Below are 23,650 nucleotides of genomic sequence, written 5' to 3'. Positions count from 1 at the left end.
GTGTTGTAAGTATGAATTTATTTGAAACCGTAAGATTGATTAAAAATACCCCCGTTTAAAAGTATTGTTTGGACACCTGCCTGCTCTTTGTTTAATGTATTTTTGAAATGCGATCTAATACACTTTTTAAATTATTAAATAACCTGCTGCAGAGTGAACAACTATATCGTTTACTCTGCAGCGGATTGTTGAAATTAAAAATTAACAAAGAACAGATGAAAAAACTTGCAATAAGTATGTTGTTGGCAGGAACGCTGTTTGTTTCCTGTGTGAATAGTAAAGAATCCACAATGGTAAACAGCGAACCTTTCGAGGAGAATTGGAACTCTTTGGCCAAATATCAAACTCCTGACTGGTTCCGAGATGCAAAACTTGGAATTTTTATTCATTGGGGACCGTATAGTGTGCCGGCCTATGGATCGGAATGGTATCCTCGTTGGATGTATATGGATTCAGTTCAGTGGAACCCAAATGGCGAACAAGTAAGTCATGAAGGAAATGAATTTTATACTCATCATGTGGAAACTTATGGTAAGCCGGGTGAATTTGGTTATAAGGATTTTATCCCCATGTTTAAAGCTGAAAAATTTAATGCGACAGAATGGATAGATTTATTTAAGAAAGCGGGAGCAAAATATGTAGTTCCTGTGGCAGAACATCATGATGGTTTTGCGATGTATAAATCAAATTATACAAGATGGAATTCTGTAGATATGGGACCGAAACGTGATGTCTTGGCGGAAATATCAAAAGCGACAAAGGATGCTGGATTATATTTTGGTGCTTCATCTCATTTTGCTTTTAACTGGAATTATTATACTCATAAGAAAGGGTTTGACACCAGTGATCCTCAGTATTCTGATCTTTACTCAAGAGATCATGAGCATTATGCTCCTGCAGATCAGGAATTTCTTGATTTATGGTGGAATAGAACTCAAGATATTATCAATAATTATCAGCCTGATATTCTTTGGTTTGATTTTGTTTTGGATCACGATGAATTTGTTCCTTATCATGCAAAACTTGCTGCTTATTATTACAATAAGGGAATTGATTGGAAAAAGGATGTTGTTCTTCAAACCAAGAATTTTAAACATGAAACTTTTCCTGAAGGAACAAATGTGTTGGATATTGAACGAGGCAAATCTGCCGATATTAGAAAATTTCCATGGCAAACAGATACCTCTATAGGTACTAATAGCTGGTGCTACACTACAGATTGGAATTCTAAAGATGCAAATACTTTAATCGATGATTTAATTGATATCGTGAGTAAGAATGGTAATATGTTATTGAATGTTGGACCGAAGGCCGATGGTACTATTCCTGCTGATCAAGCTAATATTTTACTTGAAATGGGTGCCTGGTTAAGCAAGAATGGTGAAGCTATTTACGGTACGCGACCATGGACTATCTTTGGAGAAGGACCTACCGAGGTGAAGACAGGTCATCATACGGAAGGAAAAAATAAGGACTTAACTGCAGCCGATTTTAGATTTACACAGAAAGAGGGTAAAATATATGTTATTGCTATGGATATCGCTGAAAATGGTGAATATCTCGTGAAATCATTTGCCAATGGTAATGAGTTGTGCAAGGGTAAGATTAAATCGGTAAGAATTCTTGGAAGTAAAAATGCATGTGATTGGGAAGTGGACAATTCGGGATTATCAATTAAGGTAAACGGAGATGGAAAAGCAAATTATGCTTGTGCATTTGAGATTGAAATCGAATAAATGATAGTAATTATTTAGTCGTGAAATAAAATAATATTGCATTAAATGTAATATCTAGTTGAAAATGAGGAGCTAATCAGCTCCTCATTTTTGTTTGTATTTTTTATTGCCGATTTATTCTGATTTGATAGAGATTAGAGTAATTATTTTTATTGTTTTCTTTGGAAATTAACGGGGGCATTTTTCATTTAAGAGGGGGGGGAAGCTAATTGACGAGCTAAATAGGCCAAGTCAAACAGACTTTTCTTCCTATTAAATTGCCAGTAAGAATTTAATAAAATCATACAAGCATTGATTAAAAAATCCCAATTTTATGGAGTTGTAGGATCATTAGAATCCATTTTTGTATGCCAATTTAAAAACCCCCTTTTATTTGAACTATTTTATTCTAACGTTTGCACGTGAACTAACTAGTTTTGTTAACGAGTGTATAGAGATGCAAATAATTGTTAAAAAACTAATCTATTTTTAATTTTATGAAGGACATAGGGTACATAAGTTCATGGAAAGCGAGAGGTATAATCTTATCCCTTTTGTTAATGTTGACCTTTGATATGTATGGTCAAGAAATTCAAGTCCAAGGGAAGGTGGTTTCTATTGAAGACAACCTGTCTATTCCTGGTGCAAGTGTCGTAGTTAAAGGTACAACTATAGGTACAATTACTGACATTGATGGATATTACAGTATTAAAGCTAATAAAGGAGAAATTCTTATTTTTAGTTTTATGGGAATGGAAGCGTTGGAAAAAACGATTTCTGGTGCTAAACTTGATGTTGCCTTGCAACCTCAATTATATAACTTGAATGAAGTTATTGCAATTGGTTATGGAACTCAAAGGAAAAAAGAGATTTCTGGTGCTGTAGTTCAGGTAAAGGCTGAGGAGTTGGGGAAAATTTCAACCTCCGATTTAGGTTCTGCTTTACAAGGAGTGGTTGCCGGGGTAAGTGTACAGGCAAGTTCTGGTGCGCCAGGTGCTGCTTCAAACATTCAGATTCGTGGTGTTAGTTCTATCAATGGACAAAATTCACCACTTTTTGTTGTGGATGGAATTCCTCAGGAGAGTGATCCAAGGTTGGGTAATAGTGAAATCGAAACAGTGGATATCCTAAAAGATGCTGCGTCTTGTGCGATTTATGGTACTCGTGGTGCTGCTGGTGTTATTTTAATAACAACCAAACAAGGTAAGGCTGGAGAAATGAAAATTTCCTTAAATAGTTATTATGGGATTCAGAAAATTACTTCAGGTATTGAATTACTTAATTTTGAAGATTATCTTTATCAATTTGTGACTAGCAAAACTCATTTAGATCCGGCTACCTCAACTGATAAGATTTGGACTTCATTGGAAAATTCTACAGATAACTTTACAAATAACACAAGTATTGTTAATACGATAGAAAATGACAATGCTACAATTCAAAATCACAGTCTTAATATTTCTGGTGGTAAGCAGGGTTTAACTTATAATGTAGTTGGATCTTTGTTTAAGCAAGAGGGTACGTTAATTAATTCAAATTATGAACGTGCAAATGTTAGAGCCAATACTTCTTATAAAAAGGGTAAATGGACGATTAGAACAGGTTTGGGTTTTAGAGTTGAAGAACAAGCTTACGCTTCGTGGAATTTGCTTTACGAAGCATACAAGTATAAGCCTTATCAAGCCCCTTTAGATCCAAATGCAGTTTCTTTCTCTGGTGCAGGAACATTAGGTAATGACCAGCAACAGTTGGGAACTATTATGGCTAAGTTAAAACAAACTGATGTTCGTAACGGAGAGCAGTTTAATGGTAATATAAACATTAATTTGGAGGTAACGGAAGGATTAAATCTGACTGCTTCAGGAAGTGTTTTATATGGTAATAATACAAGGGTGTTAACAAATCCTTTGTTTAAGGTTTATGATGATGATGGAGTTTTAATTTTGAATCCAAACACACGTTCTGGTGTTAAAAATACAAGTGACCGCAATACAAGTTTTACTTGGGATGCAGGAGCTAATTACGAGAAGAGGTTCGGAGATCATCAAATCAAATTATTGGCCATGGGTTCAGCCGAAAAATATACTTTCACAAGTTTTTGGGCTTCAGGACAAGATATAACCAGTAACGAAGTTCAAAATTTGGGTCAAACAACAGCTGAGCCATCAGTAGGAATTGGAAATGGTTATAATCAGAATAGAACAAATTCACTTGTCGGATTATTAGCTCGTTTTCAGTACGATTATAAGGGGCGTTATTTATTAAGTGTTAGTGCTCGTCATGATGGATCATCACGATTTGGTGAGGATTATCGTTGGGGAACTTTTCCTTCAGCATCTGTAGGATGGAATGTTTCAGATGAAAATTTCTGGCAAGGTTTAAGCTCAACAGTTAATTCATTTAAGCTTAGAGGTAGTGTCGGTACAACAGGTAATCAGAGTTTCCAAGATTACAGTAATGCCGCTACAATTAGTTCTGGATATGATTATCCATTTGGTACTGATGCTAATCCTACTATGGCATTAGGTGGCGTGCAAACAGGTTTTGCTAACCCTGATGTACAATGGGAAACTTCTTTTCAGAAGAATATAGGAGTTGATTTAGGATTGTTTGATAATAAATTGACAGTGTCTGCTGATTATTACGATACAAGTAAAAAGGACTTGTTATTTCCATTGTTGATTCCGACAGCAGCAGGAGCTGGTCAAAATCAGAGTGTGATCCTTAATGTTGGTGATATGACTAATAAAGGAGTTGAATTAGCAGTAGGTTACAGAAAACATGGAAAATTTACTTGGGCTGTAAATGCAACTTATTCTAAAAATGTGAATGAGGTTACCAAGATGACAGGATCAAATCCGATCGCGTATTTTTCAAATGGTAACCCTGTTAATATAAGTGGTAACAGCGATAAAATTACTGTAATACGAGAAGGTTATGAAGCTGGAGCGTATATGGTAATGGAAACCAATGGTTTAGCCAATACCGAGGAGAAATTAGCAGCCTATCAAAAAATTAATTCTGGTGCTGAAATGGGTGATCTGATTTATGTGGATCAGGATGGTAATAATGTAATTGATGAAGCCGATCGTGTTTACGGGGGTAGTGGTACTCCTGAATTCGAGATAGGTTTAAACTTTAACTGCGATTATAAAGGAATTGACTTCTCGATGCAGTGGTTTGGATCTTTTGGACAAGAGGTTATAAATGGATCGAAAATATTTGCTTACACAGCAGGTACACACAAAGATCTTTTATACCAATGGACTGAAGCTAATCCTTATGGTGTTATAGCGTCAAACAGAGGTGGTAGTCATGATAACTATCGTGCTTGGGCTGATACTTGGATAGAGGATGGATCTTTTGTTCGTTTACGTAACGTTACTATCGGATATACTATGCCTAAGAATGTCATTAATAAAATAGGTGTATCGAAATTAAGATTTTATATAGCTGCTGATAATCCTTTGACTTTGACGAAATATACAGGATACGATCCAGAAGTTGGTAATGATGGATTGGCTACCAGAGGTTTGGATAAAGGTAACTATCCTATTAGTTCTCAATACAGAGCAGGTATTCAGCTTGATTTCTAAAATTTAAAGTTAATAGCGATGAAAATAAATATATTAAAATACATAGTAGCAGCATCAGTTCTATTGTCCTTTAGCAGTTGCGATGATTACCTTACCGAGGTAAATCCGAATGAGATTTCTACCGAGAGTTATTGGCTGGATCTATCTGATTGTAATAACGGACTTACTTCCGTATATAATCAGTTTCGTAATCCTAATTTAATGAGTGTTCCAGAAGAAACTAAAAGAAGTGATTTGGCATTTCCTGGTTGGGGAAGACCAAACACATCTGATGTGTACTATTTACAAACATTTACAGCATCTTCCGGAGGAGCGAATAATAAATGGGAGAATTTATACAAAGGTATATTTCGTGCAAACCAGGTTATTAAAGGTTTAAATGGAATAGAAGCTGATATGACAACTACTGACAAGAAGGAACAGTGGGTTCAATTGAATGCGCAGGCTCGTTTTTTTAGAGGCCTTTTCTATTTTTACCTACACAGTTCGTATAATAACGGAAATGTAATCTTATATGATTTTGTTCCTGAAAGTGAAGCCGATTTTAATCAACCTCTCACAGATGCGGCTATAATAAAGGAGTTTTTTAGAGCAGATTTAGAATATGCATTAGATAATTTACCTAGTGCGTGGACAAAATATGACGCTTTAGGAACACCTGATAATAATTCAAATTTGGGTCGTGTAACTGCTGGAGCGGCTGCAACAGTATTGGGTAAGAGTTATCTGTACGAAAAGAATTACGAGGGTGCAGCGTTTTATTTTAAACAGGTAATTGATAAAGGTATTTATCAGTTAGTTGATGTTGCAGATAACTTTACGACTCAAGGTGAATTTAATAATGAATCAATTCTTGAAATTGCTTACAACGCAGCATTAAAAATTGATGAGAGTGAGTGGTCTGCAGAAGGAACAACTAATACGTATCATATGCAATTTAGTCCAGTGGGTGGATGGAGATCTGTTTATCCAAGTAATTGGTTATTAATGGCTTATATGGAAGATCCTATGGATCCATCAGATCCGCGTAATATCGTAACTGAAGAGGATGGTACTAAGCGATTAAGAACTTTTTCATTAAGAACATCTTACTCTGTAGCATTAGTAGAGGATAAAGACATGACCTACTACGAAGGCAATGTTACAGCAGATGGTACAGCGTTTAACAATGGTGAACCTGGTTATTGGAGAAAGATGACTAATTGGGATATTTTAAATACTGAAAAAGTAACAAATAATAAATCAGGGATTAACTTTAGAGTAATTCGATATGCTGATGTTTTATTGATGTATGCCGAATGTTTAATTAAAGGAGGAACAGATAATGGCGGTGTTACAGAAGCATTAAAATATATTAATAAAGTTCGTTATCGTTCAGCTTTAATGTTGTTAGGACCAAGTGCAGGAAGTGAAAATTCAACTTCAACACATAATGATGTAACTTATACTGCTCAATCGCTTATGGATCATATAATGTATAAGGAACGTCCATTGGAATTATCTGCAGAAGGATATGCAATTCGTCAGTTAGATATGAGAAGATGGGGGATTACTAAAGCTCGTTTAACGGATTTAGCTAGTAGATATTACAAAAGAGGTGATTATAAGTTTTATAGTGAACTTCAATCTAAAGATATAACAAGATGGGGAAGTGTATTACAACATGCTACTTCAGCTGATTTTGATTACAAATCAATGGACTATGTTCAATCTGCAGTGAATTATAATGAAGCAACTCATGCCTATTGGCCAATTCCTACTAGTGAAACAACAGCTAACTCAGAGGTTAACTAAAAAAGTAAGAGATCATGAAAAATATAAAATTTTTATTTCTATTTTCCGTGTTGGCAATGTTGTTTGCTTGCGAAGCGGATTATGAACCATTAAACGACTATTCTGATGTCGATTGGTACACCAGTTCGTTTAGTCAGGCAAAAACAGTTGCTGTGGGAAAATATCTGTCATTTTCGGATTTATCGCAAAATGCTGTAGATCATAGCTGGTCTTTTTCTGATACTAGCGGATGTAATTTTCTAACGGGCAGAATCGTAAGACAAGATTCTACGTATACACAGTTTATTGATGAAAATATTGGTAATGAATCTACCGAAAAAACAGTTAGTATAATATTTACAAAAGCTGGAATACAGGGAGTGAAATTACGTAATACTTTTAACGACAAAGTTGTTTTTAAGGGTACGGATACATTAGAATCTGTAATGCAAGATGGCCTTTGGGTTATTGACACCACTTTTGTGGTGGATGTTTATGATTCTATCCAATCTGCATTTAAGGTTTTCTATGAAGATGTAGAGCTTGTAAATGTAAATTTCGATGAGCAACATGTTTTAGCTGATTCCTCAAGCTGGCCAGTTAAAGAAATTATGGCTGGTGAGGCGCTTAAATTTGTCGATATGACTACGATTGGACGTCCTGATAGTAGAACTTGGTCTGTTGGTGGAGGTAATCCTGCAACATCTGTAGATTCTGCAAAAGTTGTAAGTTTCTATAAGTTAGGAACTTATTTTACAAGATTAAATTCTTCTCGTACAGGTGAATCTATTCCTGGAGGTTATAAGATGAAGTATGTTCCTTTAAAAATTAAAGTAATTAAGTCTACTTTACCATTTGACGTTGTTGGTCAGGCTACAGAAGCTAATGATGAAACAATAAGCATTAGCTTGACTGGTGAAATGGTACCATTTGCAGGTAAAGAAGGTGATTTTACTGTACATGTTACAAATGGTGCGTTCGATCAGGATATCGCTGTTGCATCTGCTAGTATTAAGTCTACAAATGGAACTGTATTGGAGCTTAAATTAACTGAGCCAATTTATAATTCAGATGCTATTACTGTAACTTATGTTGGTGGAACTATCATGTCTTCTGATGAAAGAAATTTAGCAGCCTTTACAACAGTGGTTAAGATGTATAAGCCTAACCTTGTTGTTTCTGGTGGATTTGAAGATGCTGGTATCAATTGGGTAGCAGGATCTGATCATGTAGCAGCTAACCTAAATGAGTATTCAACTACTGATCCTGCAACTGGTGCTTATTGCATGCATTTAAACACTGTTGCTGCTGGTAGAAATTCAGTTATTAATACAACTAACTTTTCGGTAATAACAGGTAAACAATACCAGGTTCAGTGGAAAATTAAAGTTGTTGCTGCGACAGGTGGTGGTTACGAAATGCGTATCAACAAAGGTGGCGTTATCGATGCTAAATTTTCAGGACTATGGACTGGTTATGGTGCTCCAGATGGCGTATGGAAAACGGTAACAAAAACTATTAATTACACCGATGCTTCTCCGACATTAGGGATTCAGATTCTATCCTACCATATAACTGAGACTTATTGGGATGATATTAGCTTTTCTGAATATGAGCCTCGTCCGTAAATAAAATTTTAATATCTCCCACCTCGAAAGAGGTGGGAATAAATATGAAAATCATGAAAAATATTATAAAACTTTTAAGTCTTATTTTGGTTTTTGCCACATTTTCTTGTGAGTATGAAGAGTATGATGTTCCAGATATTGAATTAACTTCTGTTTATACTATTTCAGAAACCAACAATGAAACTATGGATCAAATTAATATCTATAGAGAAACGGCTCTGTTGACTGTTTGGAATGATAAATTTATTTCGTCTTACGAAACAAATAATTATTCTGACACATCGGATGAAACTACTTATATGGTTTCGTTTACTGCTACTGAAAGTGTAACAGTAACCGATGCAGAAGGTAATGAGTCGATGGGTACTAAAACCTACGACTATGTAATTTCTGCTGATAAAGTAACAGGTGTTACTTCTGTTGAAATTCTAGTAACTCAACCAGATGCATCTACAAGCACAATTTCTGTAAGTGGTACATTAACTGAGACAGAAGTTTATAACTAAGACGTTATAAATCTAAATTATAGAGAGGATCGCTTTTGCGATCCTCTTTTTTTGTACCCAAAATTGTTTATTGGGATCTATTAATTCAGGAACCCACTTGATGCTAAATACCATCGTTGCTATTGCTAGAAGATTTGCTGGAAAAAGAATTATTATTCGTGTGGCGTAATAAAAGTTGAAATAGGAAAAGCAATAAATAAAAATCAAACGAAAACGCTCTGTAACACCTACGATAGTTAACTTGTCCTCCGATAGGAAGACTTTTAAGCCGATAGGTGTTCGTTTTGTGAGATGGAAATATCAAAAATGCCGATAGAATACGGATACAATAAAAGAGAGATTAAAATTAACTACATACAAGTACAACTGATCGAGGGAAAACTGATCTGTTTTCCTTTTTTTATGTTTCGCTACAGGAAGTACTTGTTCCGTTAGCTGTTTTTGCCTTTCCGTTACAACTTTCTATTCTTCCGTTCGCTCTTTTAGCCCATTCGTAACACGTATTTGAGCTTACGTGTGTTACGGAAGCTCTAAGCCGTGTTACGGAGACTCTTTTGATCTGTTACGGAAGCCCAAATTCATGTTACGGAAGGTATCGTTGTTGTTACGGAAGCCTCAAACCCATGTTACGGAAGCTTATTTTTATGCTCAAATGAGGATCTGTTCTGCACAAATGAAGCGTTTTGCTGAAAAAAGGAATTTCGTGACTTTTTGTGTTCTGTCTTCTCCTGAAATAGCTTGATTAATTGGACATGAAAAAAGGGAATCCCTTATGGAATTCCCCTCATAAAACTAAAATGCGATAATTTATTTTAGTGGTAATATTGTAAATGAATACTTATATTTTCCTGAGTAAATACGATATTTTTCAATGGGTTCAGCTTTTGGTGACCAAGTATCGCAACCGCCAACACCGGTTTGAGTCAAATCTATATTAACCGTATAGAAATTCTCTTTCTTCAATTCGTTTGTATGCCTTGCTTGCTCTAACGATTCGGCTGTCCAGGGCCAAACAGAGGTACTTAAAGCTTGAGCTCCTTCGAATCGTAAACCAGATCCATTCTTATTCTGAAGTTGCAACCATCTCACTTCGGTTCTGTTGCTACATTCTTGTGGTTGAGCATATTCAAACACAAAATCATCTACGTTGCCTTTGTATACGTTTACTTCAGCAGCCTCCGAACGGTCACTGTAGTTTTCCCATGGTCCTTTCCCGTAATAACTCATTTTTGAGAAGTTTACAGGTACTTTAAAGCTTGAGCCTATTCGTAGTAGTTTCGGTAGAGATGTATCTGCATCCAGGCTGTAATCAATCTTTATTGAGCCATCGCCTGCAATAGCATAAGTCATTTGTAAGCTAAGCTTGTTTCCTATTTTAGAAACAGAAGTAACGCTTACCTGCCCCTTTTGCCCATGCTCAACATCTAAGGATTCTAATAGTAGGTTTTGAGCCGCAGTTTTCCAAAAAGCTGATTTTAACTCCGGTTTCCATCCGCGTTCGTCATTATCTGTTTTCGGTCTCCAAAAGTTTGGAGTCATTGCTCCATCAATAATTGTTTTTCCTTTTGAAATTAGTTGGTGGATGTAACCGTCTTTTTCTGAAATTTTAAGTTTGAAATTCTTGTTGGAAAGAACAATCATTCCGTTTTCTCTTTTTTCTGATATTTCAGGAAGATTTTGCTTCTGAGTCTCATTCTTTTCGATTCCAATTGGAAGTTTGAATTGTTGCTTTGCAATTTCAAATCCTTTAGCTGCCCATAGGCTTGTTTCTGTACTATGCATGCTTACCCGAAGCCAGTATTCAGCACCAGGAACCAGCTTAGGTGTTTCGAATGGAATATGAATCTCTTTCGAAGCTTCCGGGTTAATTACCTGCATAGGTAAATTACCTTTCTGTAGTTTTTTACCATCCTGATACAATTCCCAGGTGAATAATTTATCGGAGGTATTGGAAAACCATTGACGATTGTGAATACGAATCAGACCTTCGTTTAAATTAACTGCTTTAAAAGTAACTGGTTGATATACGTATTTACATTCTTCAATTTCAGGTTTTGGGGTTCTGTCGGAAGCAATGATGCCATTCATACAGAAATTACCAGCATTTATTTCATCTCCAAAATCACCACCAACAGCGTAGTAATCTTTTCCATTTTTATCTTGTTGTAAAATTCCCTGATCAATCCAATCCCAAATAAAAGCACCCATCAGGTTGTCATATTTGTGAATCAAATCCCAGTATTCCATCATGTTACCAAGCGAATTACCCATTGCATGAGCATATTCACAAGGCATAATTGGGCGTTTGATATATGGATTTGTTGCCATATCCTCCAATTGTTCCAATGTAGGATACATTCTACTGATAACATCAACATATGCTGGATCTGTTGGGTTGGACAAATGTTTGGCATAGTTTGCATTTGATTCTTTACCCATTTTAATATAGTACGGATGAGTAGGATCTCCTTGAGCTCCTTCGTAATGAACAAAACGAGTAGGATCGTAGTCTTTTATCCAAGCTGCCATTGCCGCATGATTTGGTCCACAACCAGACTCATTTCCTAAAGACCAGGAAATAATACTTGCGTGATTTTTATCTCTTTCTACCATACGAATGGCACGATCGACAAAAGCTCCGGCCCAAGTTGGCTGATTGGAAAGTAATCCTCTTGTAGAGTGAGTTTCCAAATTGGTTTCGTCCATCACATAAATTCCGTATTGGTCACACAATTCGTAGAAATACGGATCGTTAGGATAATGTGAGGTGCGAACCGCATTAAAATTGTATTGTTTTAGCAGTTGAACATCTTTTTCTATATCTGCCCGAGAAACTACTTTTCCTCCAGTTTGGCTATGATCGTGACGGTTAACTCCGTACAATTTTACTTTTTTGCCGTTAATCAATAATACATTCCCATCGATCGTAACATCTTTAAATCCGACTTTCTGAGAACGAGTGTCCAATTCTTTTCCATCTTTATCTTTTAGATTTAGAACAAGAGTGTATAAATATGGATTCTCCGCAGACCATTTTATAGGACTTTCGATATTTTGTTCCAATAATCCAAAGTAAACATTGTCGCGTTGAGGGTAATATTCATCGATTATTTTACTGGCACTCACTGCAAGTGGCTTCATTACTTCTTTGCCAGTGGCATCAAATAATTTAGCTTCTACGCTAAGATCTTTATAATCTGCATTGTCAATTGTCGATAATCGAGGACGAATCTGTAACAAGGCATTGTCCAAATTAGAATCAAATTTGGTACGAACAAAAAAGTCGTTAATGGCTACCTTCGGTTGCGATAATATCATTACTTCACGATGAATACCGCTTAAACGCCAATGGTCCTGATCTTCCAGAAAACTACCTGTAGACCATCGGTAAACTTCAAGAGCCAGTGTGTTTTTTCCTTCGGTAAGATACTCGGTAATATCAAATTCAGCAGGCAGACAACTGTCTTCGCTGTAACCCACTTTTTTGCCGTTTATCCAGATATAAAAAGCGGAGGTTACACCGCCAAAGTGCAATATTACTTGCTGATCTTTCCAATTTGGGTTCCATTCAAAATTGGTGATATAGGATCCAACTTCGTTTTCCCAAGGGTAGTGAGGTGGTTTTAAGTCAACTTGAAAATCAGAGTTCACATAAACAGGCTTTCCGTATCCTTTCAATTCCCAGTTCGAGGGAACTGTAATTTCATCCCAATTTGAGGCATCAAATCCAGTTTCGTAAAAATTGATTGGTCGATTATCCACTTTATCGGAATAATTGAACTTCCACATTCCGTTTAGTAATTGCATCGCAGATTTATTTCTGTCACCACTTAATGCATCGGAGGTGTTTTTGTAGGAGTAAGAAGTTGCCCGTCCTTGCATCTTATTAATTCCAAAAACGGCTTCGTTTTCCCAATCATTTTTTTTCTGTTGGGCTTGCGATGACAAAAAGGAGAGGCACAAAATAGCCAATAGTAATTTCTTCATTTCACGATATATGTTAAGGTTTAATTTATGACTAATATTTACGGGTTTATCTTATCCGTAAAGATAGTTTGAACCAATTGGAGATGCGAGCTTAAATAGAACAAATTAGGGGGGTAAATAATAGAAGTTCCTATTCGTTTTACAGAAATGCCCCCTTATTCAGAACTTATTTATTTCTCATTTTTCTGATAGAGATCGTAATATTGTCTTACTAACATTAAGACTTAATTTGCTATGATTAGAAAATATTCATTACTTCTGCTATTCTTATTTATTATGGGTGCTGTTTCTGCTGATCCGCCAATTCCTCCAAAAGGATATCGGTGGGTATTGAATGGAACTTTTTCAGATGAATTCAATGGGAATAAATTAGATTCAAAAAAATGGCACGATACTTTTAATGGGTGGGAGGGAAGAGCTCCTGCCATGTTTGTTCCTGAAGCCATATCTGTAAAAAATGGGAATCTGGAAATAAAAAGTGGTGTGTTGGATAAACCGGTTAAAGATTACACGATTTATGGTGGAGCGGTATCTTCCAAGTCTTTCGATGCATACTATGGCTATTACGAGTGTCGTGCAAAAGCATCTAAAATTGCAATGTCGACTACTTTTTGGATGTCAAATGATAAAGTGCCTTACGCAGATACTGAAGATACGAGAGATTCTTATAGTCAGGAATTGGATATTCAGGAATGTATTGGTGGAGGAACTGTGCATGCGAAGTTTCGAAATGGGATGAATTCCAATACTCATTTTAGATATGTGAAACCTGGTGAGCAAAAAGAGACATTTATGTCTAAAGGAACAGGAACAACACTAAACTCTGAAGTATCTGATGAGTTTCATACCTATGGGGCTTGGTGGAAAAATGACAAGGAAGTTGTATTTTATGCAGATAATCAGTTGGCTGATTCGGTTCAGTTTAGAACTGATATTTCATCACATCCATTCGATAGACCCATGAAGATTAACATGGTTACGGAAACTTACGATTGGCAACCAGCTCCTGCAAAAGATGATTTGTTGAACGATTCAATTAATACTGCTTTCTACGATTGGGTAAGATCCTATCAACTCATAAAGGTGGATCAAAAAATAAAATCTACTTATAACGAATCAATTTTTAATGAAAATATAGAGCTTGTAGCAAACAATAAGGGAACTTCGTTACTTATTGATTTTACTTATAAAGCCAATCAAAACAGAAAGATTGAGTTCTTATTTTTAGATGAAGATGGGAACATTTTGCATGAGGAAAAAATTGCTGTTTATGCTGGATATGGAAACAATAAATTGGACGTGAGAATGGTCGATTTGAAAAACAAGAAGCCATATCGCGTTCAAGCAAATTATACTTCTAAATCCAAATTTAAAAGGGTAGAAGCTATTTTTTAAGTGTTGATGATTTACCAGATCAAATATCAGAAAAATGAAAATAAAAAACTTATTTAGAGCACTTACTATTGCTCTACCCATTTTGGGTTGTCAACCAGAAGCTCCTGTTGAAAAACCAAATGTTATTTTAATAATGACTGATGATCAGGGGTATGGCGATTTGGCTTGCCATGGAAACTCGATTATTAAAACGCCGAATATTGATCAATTGTATTCGGAAAGTGTTCGTTTGACCAATTTTCATACAGGAACCACATGTACTCCAACGCGAGGAGGATTAATGACTGGTCGTAATTCTAATCGAAATGGAACATGGCATACCATTGGTGGATGTTCTTTATTGAATGAAAAGGAGACTACAATTGCTGATGTTTTTTCGGAAAATGGTTATGCGACAGCTATGTTTGGAAAATGGCATTTGGGAGATATGTACCCATTTCGTCCACACGATAGAGGTTTTGATACTGCTTTTTATAATGGGGGTGGTGGCGTAGGTCAAACGCCTGATTATTGGAACAATGATTATTTCGATGACACTTATTTTCGAAATGGAGAACCAGAGAAAGTAGAAGGCTATTGCACAGATGTTTGGTTTAAGGAAGCGAGTAAATTTGTTCAAGCAAATAAAGAGAAACCATTTTTCCTTTACTTGTCGTTGAATGCACCGCACAGTCCATTTAATGTGCCAGAGAAGTATTACGAAATGTATAAAGATGCCAATTTGAAGCCAGCACAAAAGCGTTTTTATGGTATGATTACTGAGATGGATGAGCAGGTGGGAAAATTCCGTAAAAAATTGGAAGAACAAGGCGTTTCTAAAAACACAATCCTGATTTTCATGACCGATAACGGAACTATTGCAGGTTATTATATAGATAAGAAAACGGGTGAAACAACTGGTTATAATGCTGGAATGAGAGGGATAAAAGGAAGTCAATACGACGGTGGTCATCGAGTTCCTTGTTTTATTAGTTGGCCCGACGCAATGCCTAAAGAAGGTAGAGATATTAATTCGTTAACCGCTCATGTTGATTTATTACCAACATTAGTCGATTTGTGTGATTTGAAACACACCTATGAATCAGAGATGGATGGAAAATCTCTTAAGGATATGATCTTTAATGAACCGTCAAAAACTGATTTTGACAAAAGAATGTTGGTGACAGATACTCAGCGTATTCAATGGCCAAAAAAAGGCAGAAATTCATGCGTAATGACAACACGATGGCGTTTGGTGAATGGTGATGAGTTGTATGATATTCATGAAGATCCGGGGCAGAACGTGAATGTTGCTAATGCCTATCCTGATGTTGTATCAGAAATGAATTCATTTTACGATCAATGGTGGACGAGTACCGAGAAGGATTTTGAATATTCATTAATGAAAATAGGATCTGATCATGAAAATCCAATGCACTTGACTTGTCATGATATGCACAGTGAGCAGAATATTCCTTGGAATCAGAATTATATCCGTAAAGGAGATGCTTTTAGCGAAGGTGAATTTTTTACCGAAGTTGTGAAATCAGGCAAGTACAAGTTTACTATTTCAAGATATCCTGAAGAGAGTAATTTGGAAATGGATGCTGCGGTTGATGGTGTAAAAGCGACCAGTCATACCGAAATGATAGAGGAGGGGAAATCATTATCCTTAAAGAACCCAATGATTGTTGTTGATGGAAAAGAGTACAAATGCTCTTTTACAAAAGACAATAAAGCTGCTGAGGTTGAAATTGAATTGGCGGCAGGTAAAATGAATTTTTACGGAAGTTTTACCAATGATAAAGGAGAGAAGGAAATGGCTTACTATTTTCTTGTAGAGAGATTGTAGACGTAGTATAACTGAAAATAAAAAAACCCTGAATCGCAAAATGCGATTCAGGGTTTTTTAATGCTTTTTTTTAGAGGTGAGTTTCCAATTAGAACGGCACAACCATTATTGTTTCTAGGTCAAGATTAATACGCTCTTTCCCTTTTGTCTTATAAATGGCTGTAAAATAGGGTTTCCCATCTAAATATTTATTTGCAAATGCAGTAATCGAATCTGCATTGGTAAAATATTCCACGGTAGCCATTACTCCGATATCGTGGTCGGAAAAGAATAAGAACTGTTCTGTATTGTTAGGCCCAGGCATTCTGGATACCACCGTGTAATCTAATTCAATTCCTTTTGAGTCTGTAGAGATTATGGTATCAGCAATACTTGCATGACCGGTAAATTCTACCTTTTTTCCGTTGATTTTAAAAAAGGGATTGGCTTCGTTAAAAAGATATACAAAATTCTTTTGATCTTTAAATCGCCCTACGTAAATGGTGTTTCCTTTTTTTATGTCTGAAAATGAAGTGCGTGTTGCATATTTAATTTCAAAGTCCTTGTCCCATTTTGTGAAAAATCGTGCTAAATCGTGAGTCGCATTTTCTGCCATGCGTGTTGAGTAGAAGAATTCCGTTGGGGTAGTGCTGGCTTTTAGTTCCGGATTTTGGTCGAGCATGGCATAGTATTCGTCCAAACTGTTGATGCTGAAATCGCGGGTCCAGCCAGCCAGTCCAGATGCGGTCTTTCCTCCATATCCAAAAGCATCACCAATAAAAAGGTTGGTAGAATGTTCATTTTTAAAGAAGCCTTGCCATAGTAATGGTGTTGAAGCAGGAAGGCGAGAAAGAATTAATGCGATAAGAGCAATTGAAAAAAGCAAATAAGGTATCAGCCGTCTGTATCGAGGCATTGAAATCCGTTTTCTTTTTAAATTTTGTTTTTCGAAACGAACAGCATATTGTCCTTTGTCAATTTTTATCTGCCATAAATCATTTGCTCCTTCACCTTCGTAATAGTTTTTTAGTTTATTTCTAAGGTTAAAAATATTTACTCTTACTCTTGGATTATTTTTTTCAGAATCAGAATTTGAACCGAAAAATTCAATATCAATTACACTTTCTTTTAAAAATCGGTCTTCGATATTGGACTGAACCAAATATTTTAAAATAGCAATGCTGGTTGGAGCATTTTTAAAGGTATCACTCCCAACTATTTGTTTTGTTATTTCTAGTTTTTTATCCTTTGAGAGCATATGAATTTATCTTGTTGTGAATCGTTTTGTTGTAATTGGAGCCTATTTGACTTATTCGTCTAGTATTCTATTTGTTATAGTGAGGTTAATAACCGTTATGGCTACCGTTAAAGTGCCGTTAAAGGTAGCTCTTTTATTGGTTTTAATCTTTCTTTGATAGTAAGAATTAAGTGTTTCTATGTAAATTACAAATTGATTTTTTTAATCTAGATTATATGAATAAGATTTCTGCCAATGTCATTTTGAGTTTGATTTTCATTCAGGTTTTAATGACAAGTAATAGTAGTGCTCAATCAAACAAGAACGGACGATCTACTTGGTCGGATTTGAGTACCGAAATTCAATACCTATCAGGTACAGGTAAAGATGATATGGTGAATTGGGATTTCTATTGTTCTGAGGGGATGAAGAGTGGCAAATGGACGACAATTGGCGTTCCGTCGTGTTGGGAACAGCAAGGTTTCGGACATTATAACTATGGGCACGATGATTTGGATAAACGATACAAAGAACATGGTTTATACAAATATCAATTTGCAGTTTTTGAGAACTGGAAAAGTAAGGATGTGAAAATTGTGTTTGAAGGTGTAATGACCGATGCTGAAGTAAAGATAAACGGTAAACTTGCTGGTGAAATTCATCAGGGAGCATTTTACGAATTCAAATATACGATTACCGATTTACTAAAATATGGAGTAGACAATTTATTGGAGGTTAAGGTAAATAAGGTTTCAGACAATGAGTCTATCAATTATGCGGAACGTAAGGCTGATTTTTGGATTTTCGGTGGTATTTATCGTCCAGTTTACTTAAGCGTTTCTCCAAAAGAAAACATCGATCGCTTGGCTGTTGATGCTAAGGCCGATGGCGCAATTACTGCTGATGTGTTCATTGATTCAAAGAAGGCAGACAAAATTAAATTGACTCTTTTCGATTTAAAAGGAAATAAGATTCAGGATATTAAAGTTGAGGATATTCAAAAAGAAGAAGGAAAATGGAGTGTATCTGCTCAAGCTTCAAATATTCGAACATGGAATCCCGAACAAGCAAATTTATACAATTTACAAGTTAGTTTGTTGGATAAAAGGGGTGAAGTATTGCATGTAGTTAAGCAACGAATTGGTTTCCGTACGGTAGAAGTATTGGAAGGTGATGGAATATATGTGAATGGTCAGCGAATTAAATTCAAAGGCGTTAACCGTCATTCATTTTATCCTAAATCGGGAAGAACGTGTTCAAAAGAATTAAGTATCGAACATGTGAACATGATGAAGGACATGAATATGAATGCGGTGCGGATGTCACATTATCCACCTGATGTTCATTTTTTGGATGTTTGTGATTCTTTAGGATTATTCGTAATTGATGAAGTATGTACCTGGCACAGTCCACATTTAGATACAGAAGTGGGACGAAAAATAGTTGAAGAAATGGTTGTTCGTGATGTGAATCACCCTTCAATTTTGCTTTGGGCGAATGGGAACGAAACTGGCTGGAATACAGAATTGGATGATGACTATGCACTTTGGGATATTCAAAAACGAGAGGTAATTCATCCATGGAATATTTTCAGAAAAACCAACACTCTGCACTATTTCCATTACCATGCATTGGCAAATGATGGTTATAAAAAAGATAAGATTTTCTTTCCAACGGAATTTTTACATGGTTTATACGACGGCGGACATGGTGCCGGATTAGATGATTATTGGACCCAAATGTGGAATATGCCATTGAGTGCAGGTGGGTTTTTATGGGACTTTGCCGACGAAGGCGTGGTGAGAACAGATAAAAATAATGTACTTGACTTTGATGGAAATCACGCCGCTGATGGCATTGTTGGGCCTTATGGAGAAAAGGAAGCTAGTTATTTCACCATTAAGGAAGTATGGTCGCCCATTTACATTGAAGACCGTTTTATTAATGATGATTTCAATGGCACATTCCGAATTGAAAACAGATATCATTATACAAATTTGAAGGATTGCAAAATGACTGCCAAGTGGGTGAGGTTTAATGGTCCGGAAGGAAGTACTGATTTTGATATTTTATCAGAAAACAGAGTTGACTTAGCCCAACTAGCTCCTGGTGGAAAAGCTGCTTTTAATGTGAATATGCCTTCGAATTGGAAATCATCCGATGCACTGCATTTAACGGCGACAGATCTTTATGGAAAGGAAATATTTACCTGGTCTTATCCAATACAATCACCAGCACAATTGAATCAAGATGCGGTAAGCGATAAAGGAAAAGGGAAGGTTAAATCAGAAATTAAGAACTCGCAAATTATTGTTGAAGCGAATAATATTGTTTTTACTTTCTCCGAAAAAACAGGCTTACTTCAAGAGGTGAAAAAGGGGGATAAAGTCATTCCTTTGAAGAACGGACCTATCATTCTTGGACAAAATGATAAAATCGAGAATGTTTCTGTAAAGACAGGAAACAACATGGTGGAAATTACCGCTGTTTTCGAAAAAAAGGATAAAACTCCAGAATGGACTACCCATGTAGAATTAAGCTCCGACATCATTAAATGGACAATCTATCCGAATGGATTATTGGATTTATCAGTTGAAATGAAGAGTGAAAAACGAGTGACGGATTACAAAGGAATCAGCTTTTCGTTTCCCGAAGAAGAAGTGGCCGGTATGAAATGGTTGGGAGATGGACCTTACAGAGTTTGGCGTAACAGAATGAAAGGAACCAAGTTCCAGGTGTGGGAGAACGATTATAACAATACCGTTACAGGTGAATCGGGTTTTGTGTATCCTGAATTTAAAGGCTTTTTCTCAAGCTTGTATTGGGCAAAGATTAAAAGTGAAAACAATAAAGGATTTACAGTATTCTGTCACTCACCACATACCTTTTTGCGTATGTTGACTCCTGAAAATCCTTCAGGTGATCCTAAAGGTAGACTTTCACCAAAATTTCCAGAAGGAGATATCTCTTTTGTGAAAAACATACCTGCCATAGGTACTAAATTTCAGCAACCAGATACAATGGGGCCACATGGAAATTCGGAAAACTATTTTGGGAATGCTGATGAGCCTATTGTGATAAAATTAACGTTTGAATTTTAATAATGCGAGAGTAGTTAAATTATTTGATAATGAGAGAGATATTCTGTTTCCTGTTTGTAAGTATTGTGCTGTTTTCGTGTCAGCAAAAACAAGAAAGCAATGACAAAGGGTTTCCATTTTTGGTTTCAAAAGAAAAACCAAATCGAGCATTAAGTGCTGCTGTAGAACGTAATTACGATGCTTATTTGTCCATTCGTCCCGAACAAAATGAATTGTATACACAGTTTAAATACACCAAATTAAAAGGTTTTGATTACAACGGAGGAGATGGTACACTTACCCGCAGAGACCCATCGAAAGTAATCTTTGAAAATGGGAAGTACTACGTTTGGTATACTTATCGCAATACTGTAGTGAAATCAGTGGGAATGGCGAGAGCAAAAGAAGCGAATGATACGATTCCATCAGCCGATTGGGATTTAGCCGAGATTTGGTATGCGACATCGGAAGATGGTTTCATCTGGGAAGAACAAGGTGTAGCCGTTCCTCGCCCTCCAAAGCCTCAAGCTGGTTGGCGTTCAGTTACAACCACTGATATTTTGAAATGGAAAGGGAAATATTATTTGTACTATCAGGCTTTTATGGAGGCGAGTGGCTTAAGGGGTGATTTTTGTCCGGTAGCTGTATCGTATGCCGATTCTCCTGATGGTCCATGGACTTCTGCTAATAAGGTCGTCATTCCAAATGGTTCTGAAGGCTCTTGGGATCAATATTCCATTCATGATCCTTATCCGTTAGTGCATAATGGGAAAATCTATTTGTATTATAAAGGTGATTTTGATAAAAGACCAGAGCTAAAACCTTCTAAAATTCGTATGCAAGGTTTGGCAATTTCTGAAGATCCGCTGGGTCCATTTGTTAAGCATCCATTAAATCCAGTTATCAATTCTGGTCACGAAACCACATTATTTCCTTTTAAGGAAGGTGTTGCCGCTTTGGTGATTCGAGATGGTATGGAACGAAATACAATTCAATATGCGAAAGATTGGGTGAACTTTGAAATTGCATCAATTGTAGAATTGATGCCAGATGCCGGAGGACCATTTATTCCGGATGCTTTTACGGATACCAAAGATGGAAGAGGTATTACTTGGGGCATTTCTCACTTTACAAATGCAGCAGAAGATTGGAATCGAAATCATTCTGTATTGACACGATTTGATTGCGATTTAAGTTTAGATATTGATGATCAACAAATGAAAGAACATGGCAATGTTTATGGTCCTGATTTTCATTATAAATATGGTTTAAGCTCAAAACAAAAAGAGCGGATAAAAGAAGAGGACAAAAAATTAAAAGAATAAATATGAAGCAATTTAGACTTATCTATTTTATTGTAGGCGTTCTAATATTGGCTAGTTGCTCACGCTCTCAAAAAGTAACAGGGGAAAATCAGAAGTACGAAGCAAACTGGGAATCGCTAAAACAACACAAAGCCGCGCCGGAATGGTTTGCTGATGCCAAATTGGGAATGTATTTCCACTGGGGGCCTTATAGTGTACCTGCCTATGGCAGTGCGTGGTATCCTGCCAATATGTATGTAAAAGGGAGTGATGTTAATAAATTCCATGAAAAGAACTTTGGGCCTATTGAAGAATTTGGTTACGAAGACTTTATTCCAATGTTTACAGCGGAACATTTTGATCCTGAAGAGTGGGCCGATTTGTTTCAAATGACAGGTGCTAAATTTGCTGGTCCGGTAGCCGAGCATCACGATGGTTTTGCCATGTGGGATAGCGAAGTAAACCCGTGGAATGCTGCTGACATGGGACCAAAACGTGATATTTTAGGTGAACTGTTTGCTTCGTTAAAGAAACGCAACATCAAGACACTGGCGACTTTTCACCATGCCAGAAACGGACAGCGCAATGCCAATAATCCGGAGTATTGGGATCGCAATGGTTTTAACAGTCACTATCCTTATAATCCTGATTTACCAACGGCAACTACCGATCCAAAGCTTCGTAAATTATTCGGAAACTGGGAAAATATTGAGGATTTTAACCAGTATTGGTTGGATCAAGTAGAAGAGGTGGTAGATAAATACAATCCAGATATGTTGTGGTATGATTCGTGGTTAAACATGATTCCGGAAGATAAAATTAACGAGATGTTGGCTTATCATTTTAACAATGGTCTGAAACACAATAAGGAAGTTGTAGTCTGTAGCAAGCACCAAGATATTCCACTGGAAATAGGTATTGATGACTTAGAGCAAGGTGGGCGTAGAGATATTTATCCTTTGCCTTGGATGACAGATATTACCTTGAGCAATAGTCATTGGATGTATGTGGAAGGGGAAAAGTATAAAGATGCTGCACTTGTGGTGCGTAACATGATTGATGTGTGGAGTAAGAATGGGACAGTGCTTTTAAATATTTCGCCGCGAGCCGATGGTGTTATTAACCAAGAGCAACGTGATATTTTGAAAGACATTGGAGCTTGGATGAAAATTTATGGCGAAGCGGTTTATGGAACACGACCATTTAAGATTTTTGGATATGGTAATGCCAATGCTACTGATGCTTCTCATGATGGGCAATCGGCTAAAGTTAAATACACCGCCAGCGATGTTCGTTATACCCTTGCTAAAGACAAAAAGTCGATGTATGTCTTCTTTTTAGGCGTACCGGAAGCCGGGAAAACAATAAAAATGAGAGCTATTGGTGGATTCCACCGCAACCTTCCTCCTTCACCAATCAAAAATATAAAGTTGATGGGGGCAGACATAGATATCGAGTGGAAACTTACTCCCCAAACCTTACTACTTACCATGCCAGAAGTAGAATATAACCCTATTGCAACAGTCTTAAAATTAGAACTAGAGTAAATTATTTCTAGTTAAATGACTATTGCAACCATAAAATCAGTAAAAAAGAAAACCCGGAACTGTACTTGTACA

Annotated in this window: 12 protein-coding genes; 10 read left to right on the top strand and 2 right to left on the bottom strand. The window is 36.4% G+C overall.

The features are described from left to right. Positions 1-215 precede the first annotated feature (215 nt). From ALGA_RS00445 to ALGA_RS00425, 5 genes are all read left to right on the top strand, one after another. Positions 216-1,736, top strand: a complete 1,521-nt coding sequence (locus tag ALGA_RS00445; RefSeq protein ID WP_096433298.1) for an alpha-L-fucosidase — start codon at positions 216-218, stop codon at positions 1,734-1,736. A 539-nt stretch (positions 1,737-2,275) separates the two neighbouring features. Then, a complete protein-coding gene (locus tag ALGA_RS00440) occupies positions 2,276-5,311 on the top strand; it encodes a SusC/RagA family TonB-linked outer membrane protein (RefSeq protein WP_096427422.1) in 3,036 nt (1,011 codons plus the stop codon). 18 nt (positions 5,312-5,329) lie between these two features. Continuing rightward, positions 5,330-7,105, top strand: a complete 1,776-nt coding sequence (locus tag ALGA_RS00435) for a RagB/SusD family nutrient uptake outer membrane protein (protein WP_096427421.1) — start codon at positions 5,330-5,332, stop codon at positions 7,103-7,105. A gap of 14 nt (positions 7,106-7,119) precedes the next feature. After that, positions 7,120-8,712, top strand: a complete 1,593-nt coding sequence (locus ALGA_RS00430) for a hypothetical protein (RefSeq protein WP_096427420.1) — start codon at positions 7,120-7,122, stop codon at positions 8,710-8,712. A 53-nt stretch (positions 8,713-8,765) separates the two neighbouring features. Continuing rightward, positions 8,766-9,218, top strand: coding sequence for a hypothetical protein (locus tag ALGA_RS00425; protein WP_145957550.1), 453 nt, complete (start codon positions 8,766-8,768; stop codon positions 9,216-9,218). 807 nt (positions 9,219-10,025) lie between these two features. On the opposite strand, the gene ALGA_RS00420 is transcribed toward ALGA_RS00425, so the two are convergent. Continuing rightward, positions 10,026-13,205 carry a glycoside hydrolase family 2 TIM barrel-domain containing protein gene (locus ALGA_RS00420; protein WP_096427418.1) on the bottom strand — a complete coding sequence of 1,060 codons (3,180 nt, stop codon included), beginning with the start codon at positions 13,203-13,205 and terminating at the stop codon, positions 10,026-10,028. Between the two features lie 234 nt (positions 13,206-13,439). On the opposite strand from ALGA_RS00420, the gene ALGA_RS00415 reads away from it, so the two are divergent. Both ALGA_RS00415 and ALGA_RS00410 read left to right on the top strand, forming a co-directional pair. Next, positions 13,440-14,600, top strand: a complete 1,161-nt coding sequence (locus ALGA_RS00415; protein WP_096427417.1) for a family 16 glycosylhydrolase — start codon at positions 13,440-13,442, stop codon at positions 14,598-14,600. A gap of 34 nt (positions 14,601-14,634) precedes the next feature. After that, complete coding sequence (locus tag ALGA_RS00410; protein WP_096427416.1) at positions 14,635-16,431, top strand: arylsulfatase; 1,797 nt, start codon at positions 14,635-14,637, stop codon at positions 16,429-16,431. Between the two features lie 88 nt (positions 16,432-16,519). Here the strand turns inward: ALGA_RS00410 and ALGA_RS00405 are convergent, their stop codons facing one another. Further along, entirely contained in the window at positions 16,520-17,668 is a 1,149-nt protein-coding gene (locus ALGA_RS00405; protein WP_096427415.1) for a hypothetical protein, read from the bottom strand. Positions 17,669-17,883: 215 nt separating this feature from the next. On the opposite strand from ALGA_RS00405, the gene ALGA_RS00400 reads away from it, so the two are divergent. The 3 genes from ALGA_RS00400 to ALGA_RS00390 are packed head-to-tail and all read left to right on the top strand — an operon-like array spanning position 17,884 to position 23,578. After that, positions 17,884-20,748 (top strand): glycoside hydrolase family 2 protein, encoded by a 2,865-nt coding sequence (locus ALGA_RS00400; protein ID WP_197705657.1) that lies wholly within the window; start codon positions 17,884-17,886, stop codon positions 20,746-20,748. A 29-nt stretch (positions 20,749-20,777) separates the two neighbouring features. After that, positions 20,778-22,052: a glycoside hydrolase family 117 protein gene (locus ALGA_RS00395; protein WP_096427414.1), complete on the top strand. Its 1,275-nt coding sequence runs from the start codon at positions 20,778-20,780 to the stop codon at positions 22,050-22,052. Positions 22,053-22,054: 2 nt separating this feature from the next. Then, positions 22,055-23,578: an alpha-L-fucosidase gene (locus ALGA_RS00390; protein WP_096427413.1), complete on the top strand. Its 1,524-nt coding sequence runs from the start codon at positions 22,055-22,057 to the stop codon at positions 23,576-23,578. Positions 23,579-23,650 lie beyond the last annotated feature (72 nt).

The sequence above is a fragment of the Labilibaculum antarcticum genome, assembly GCF_002356295.1.
Lineage (GTDB): Bacteria > Bacteroidota > Bacteroidia > Bacteroidales > Marinifilaceae > Labilibaculum > Labilibaculum antarcticum.
Note: the sequence above shows the minus strand (reverse complement) of the source record. Positions and strands in the feature narration are given on the sequence as shown.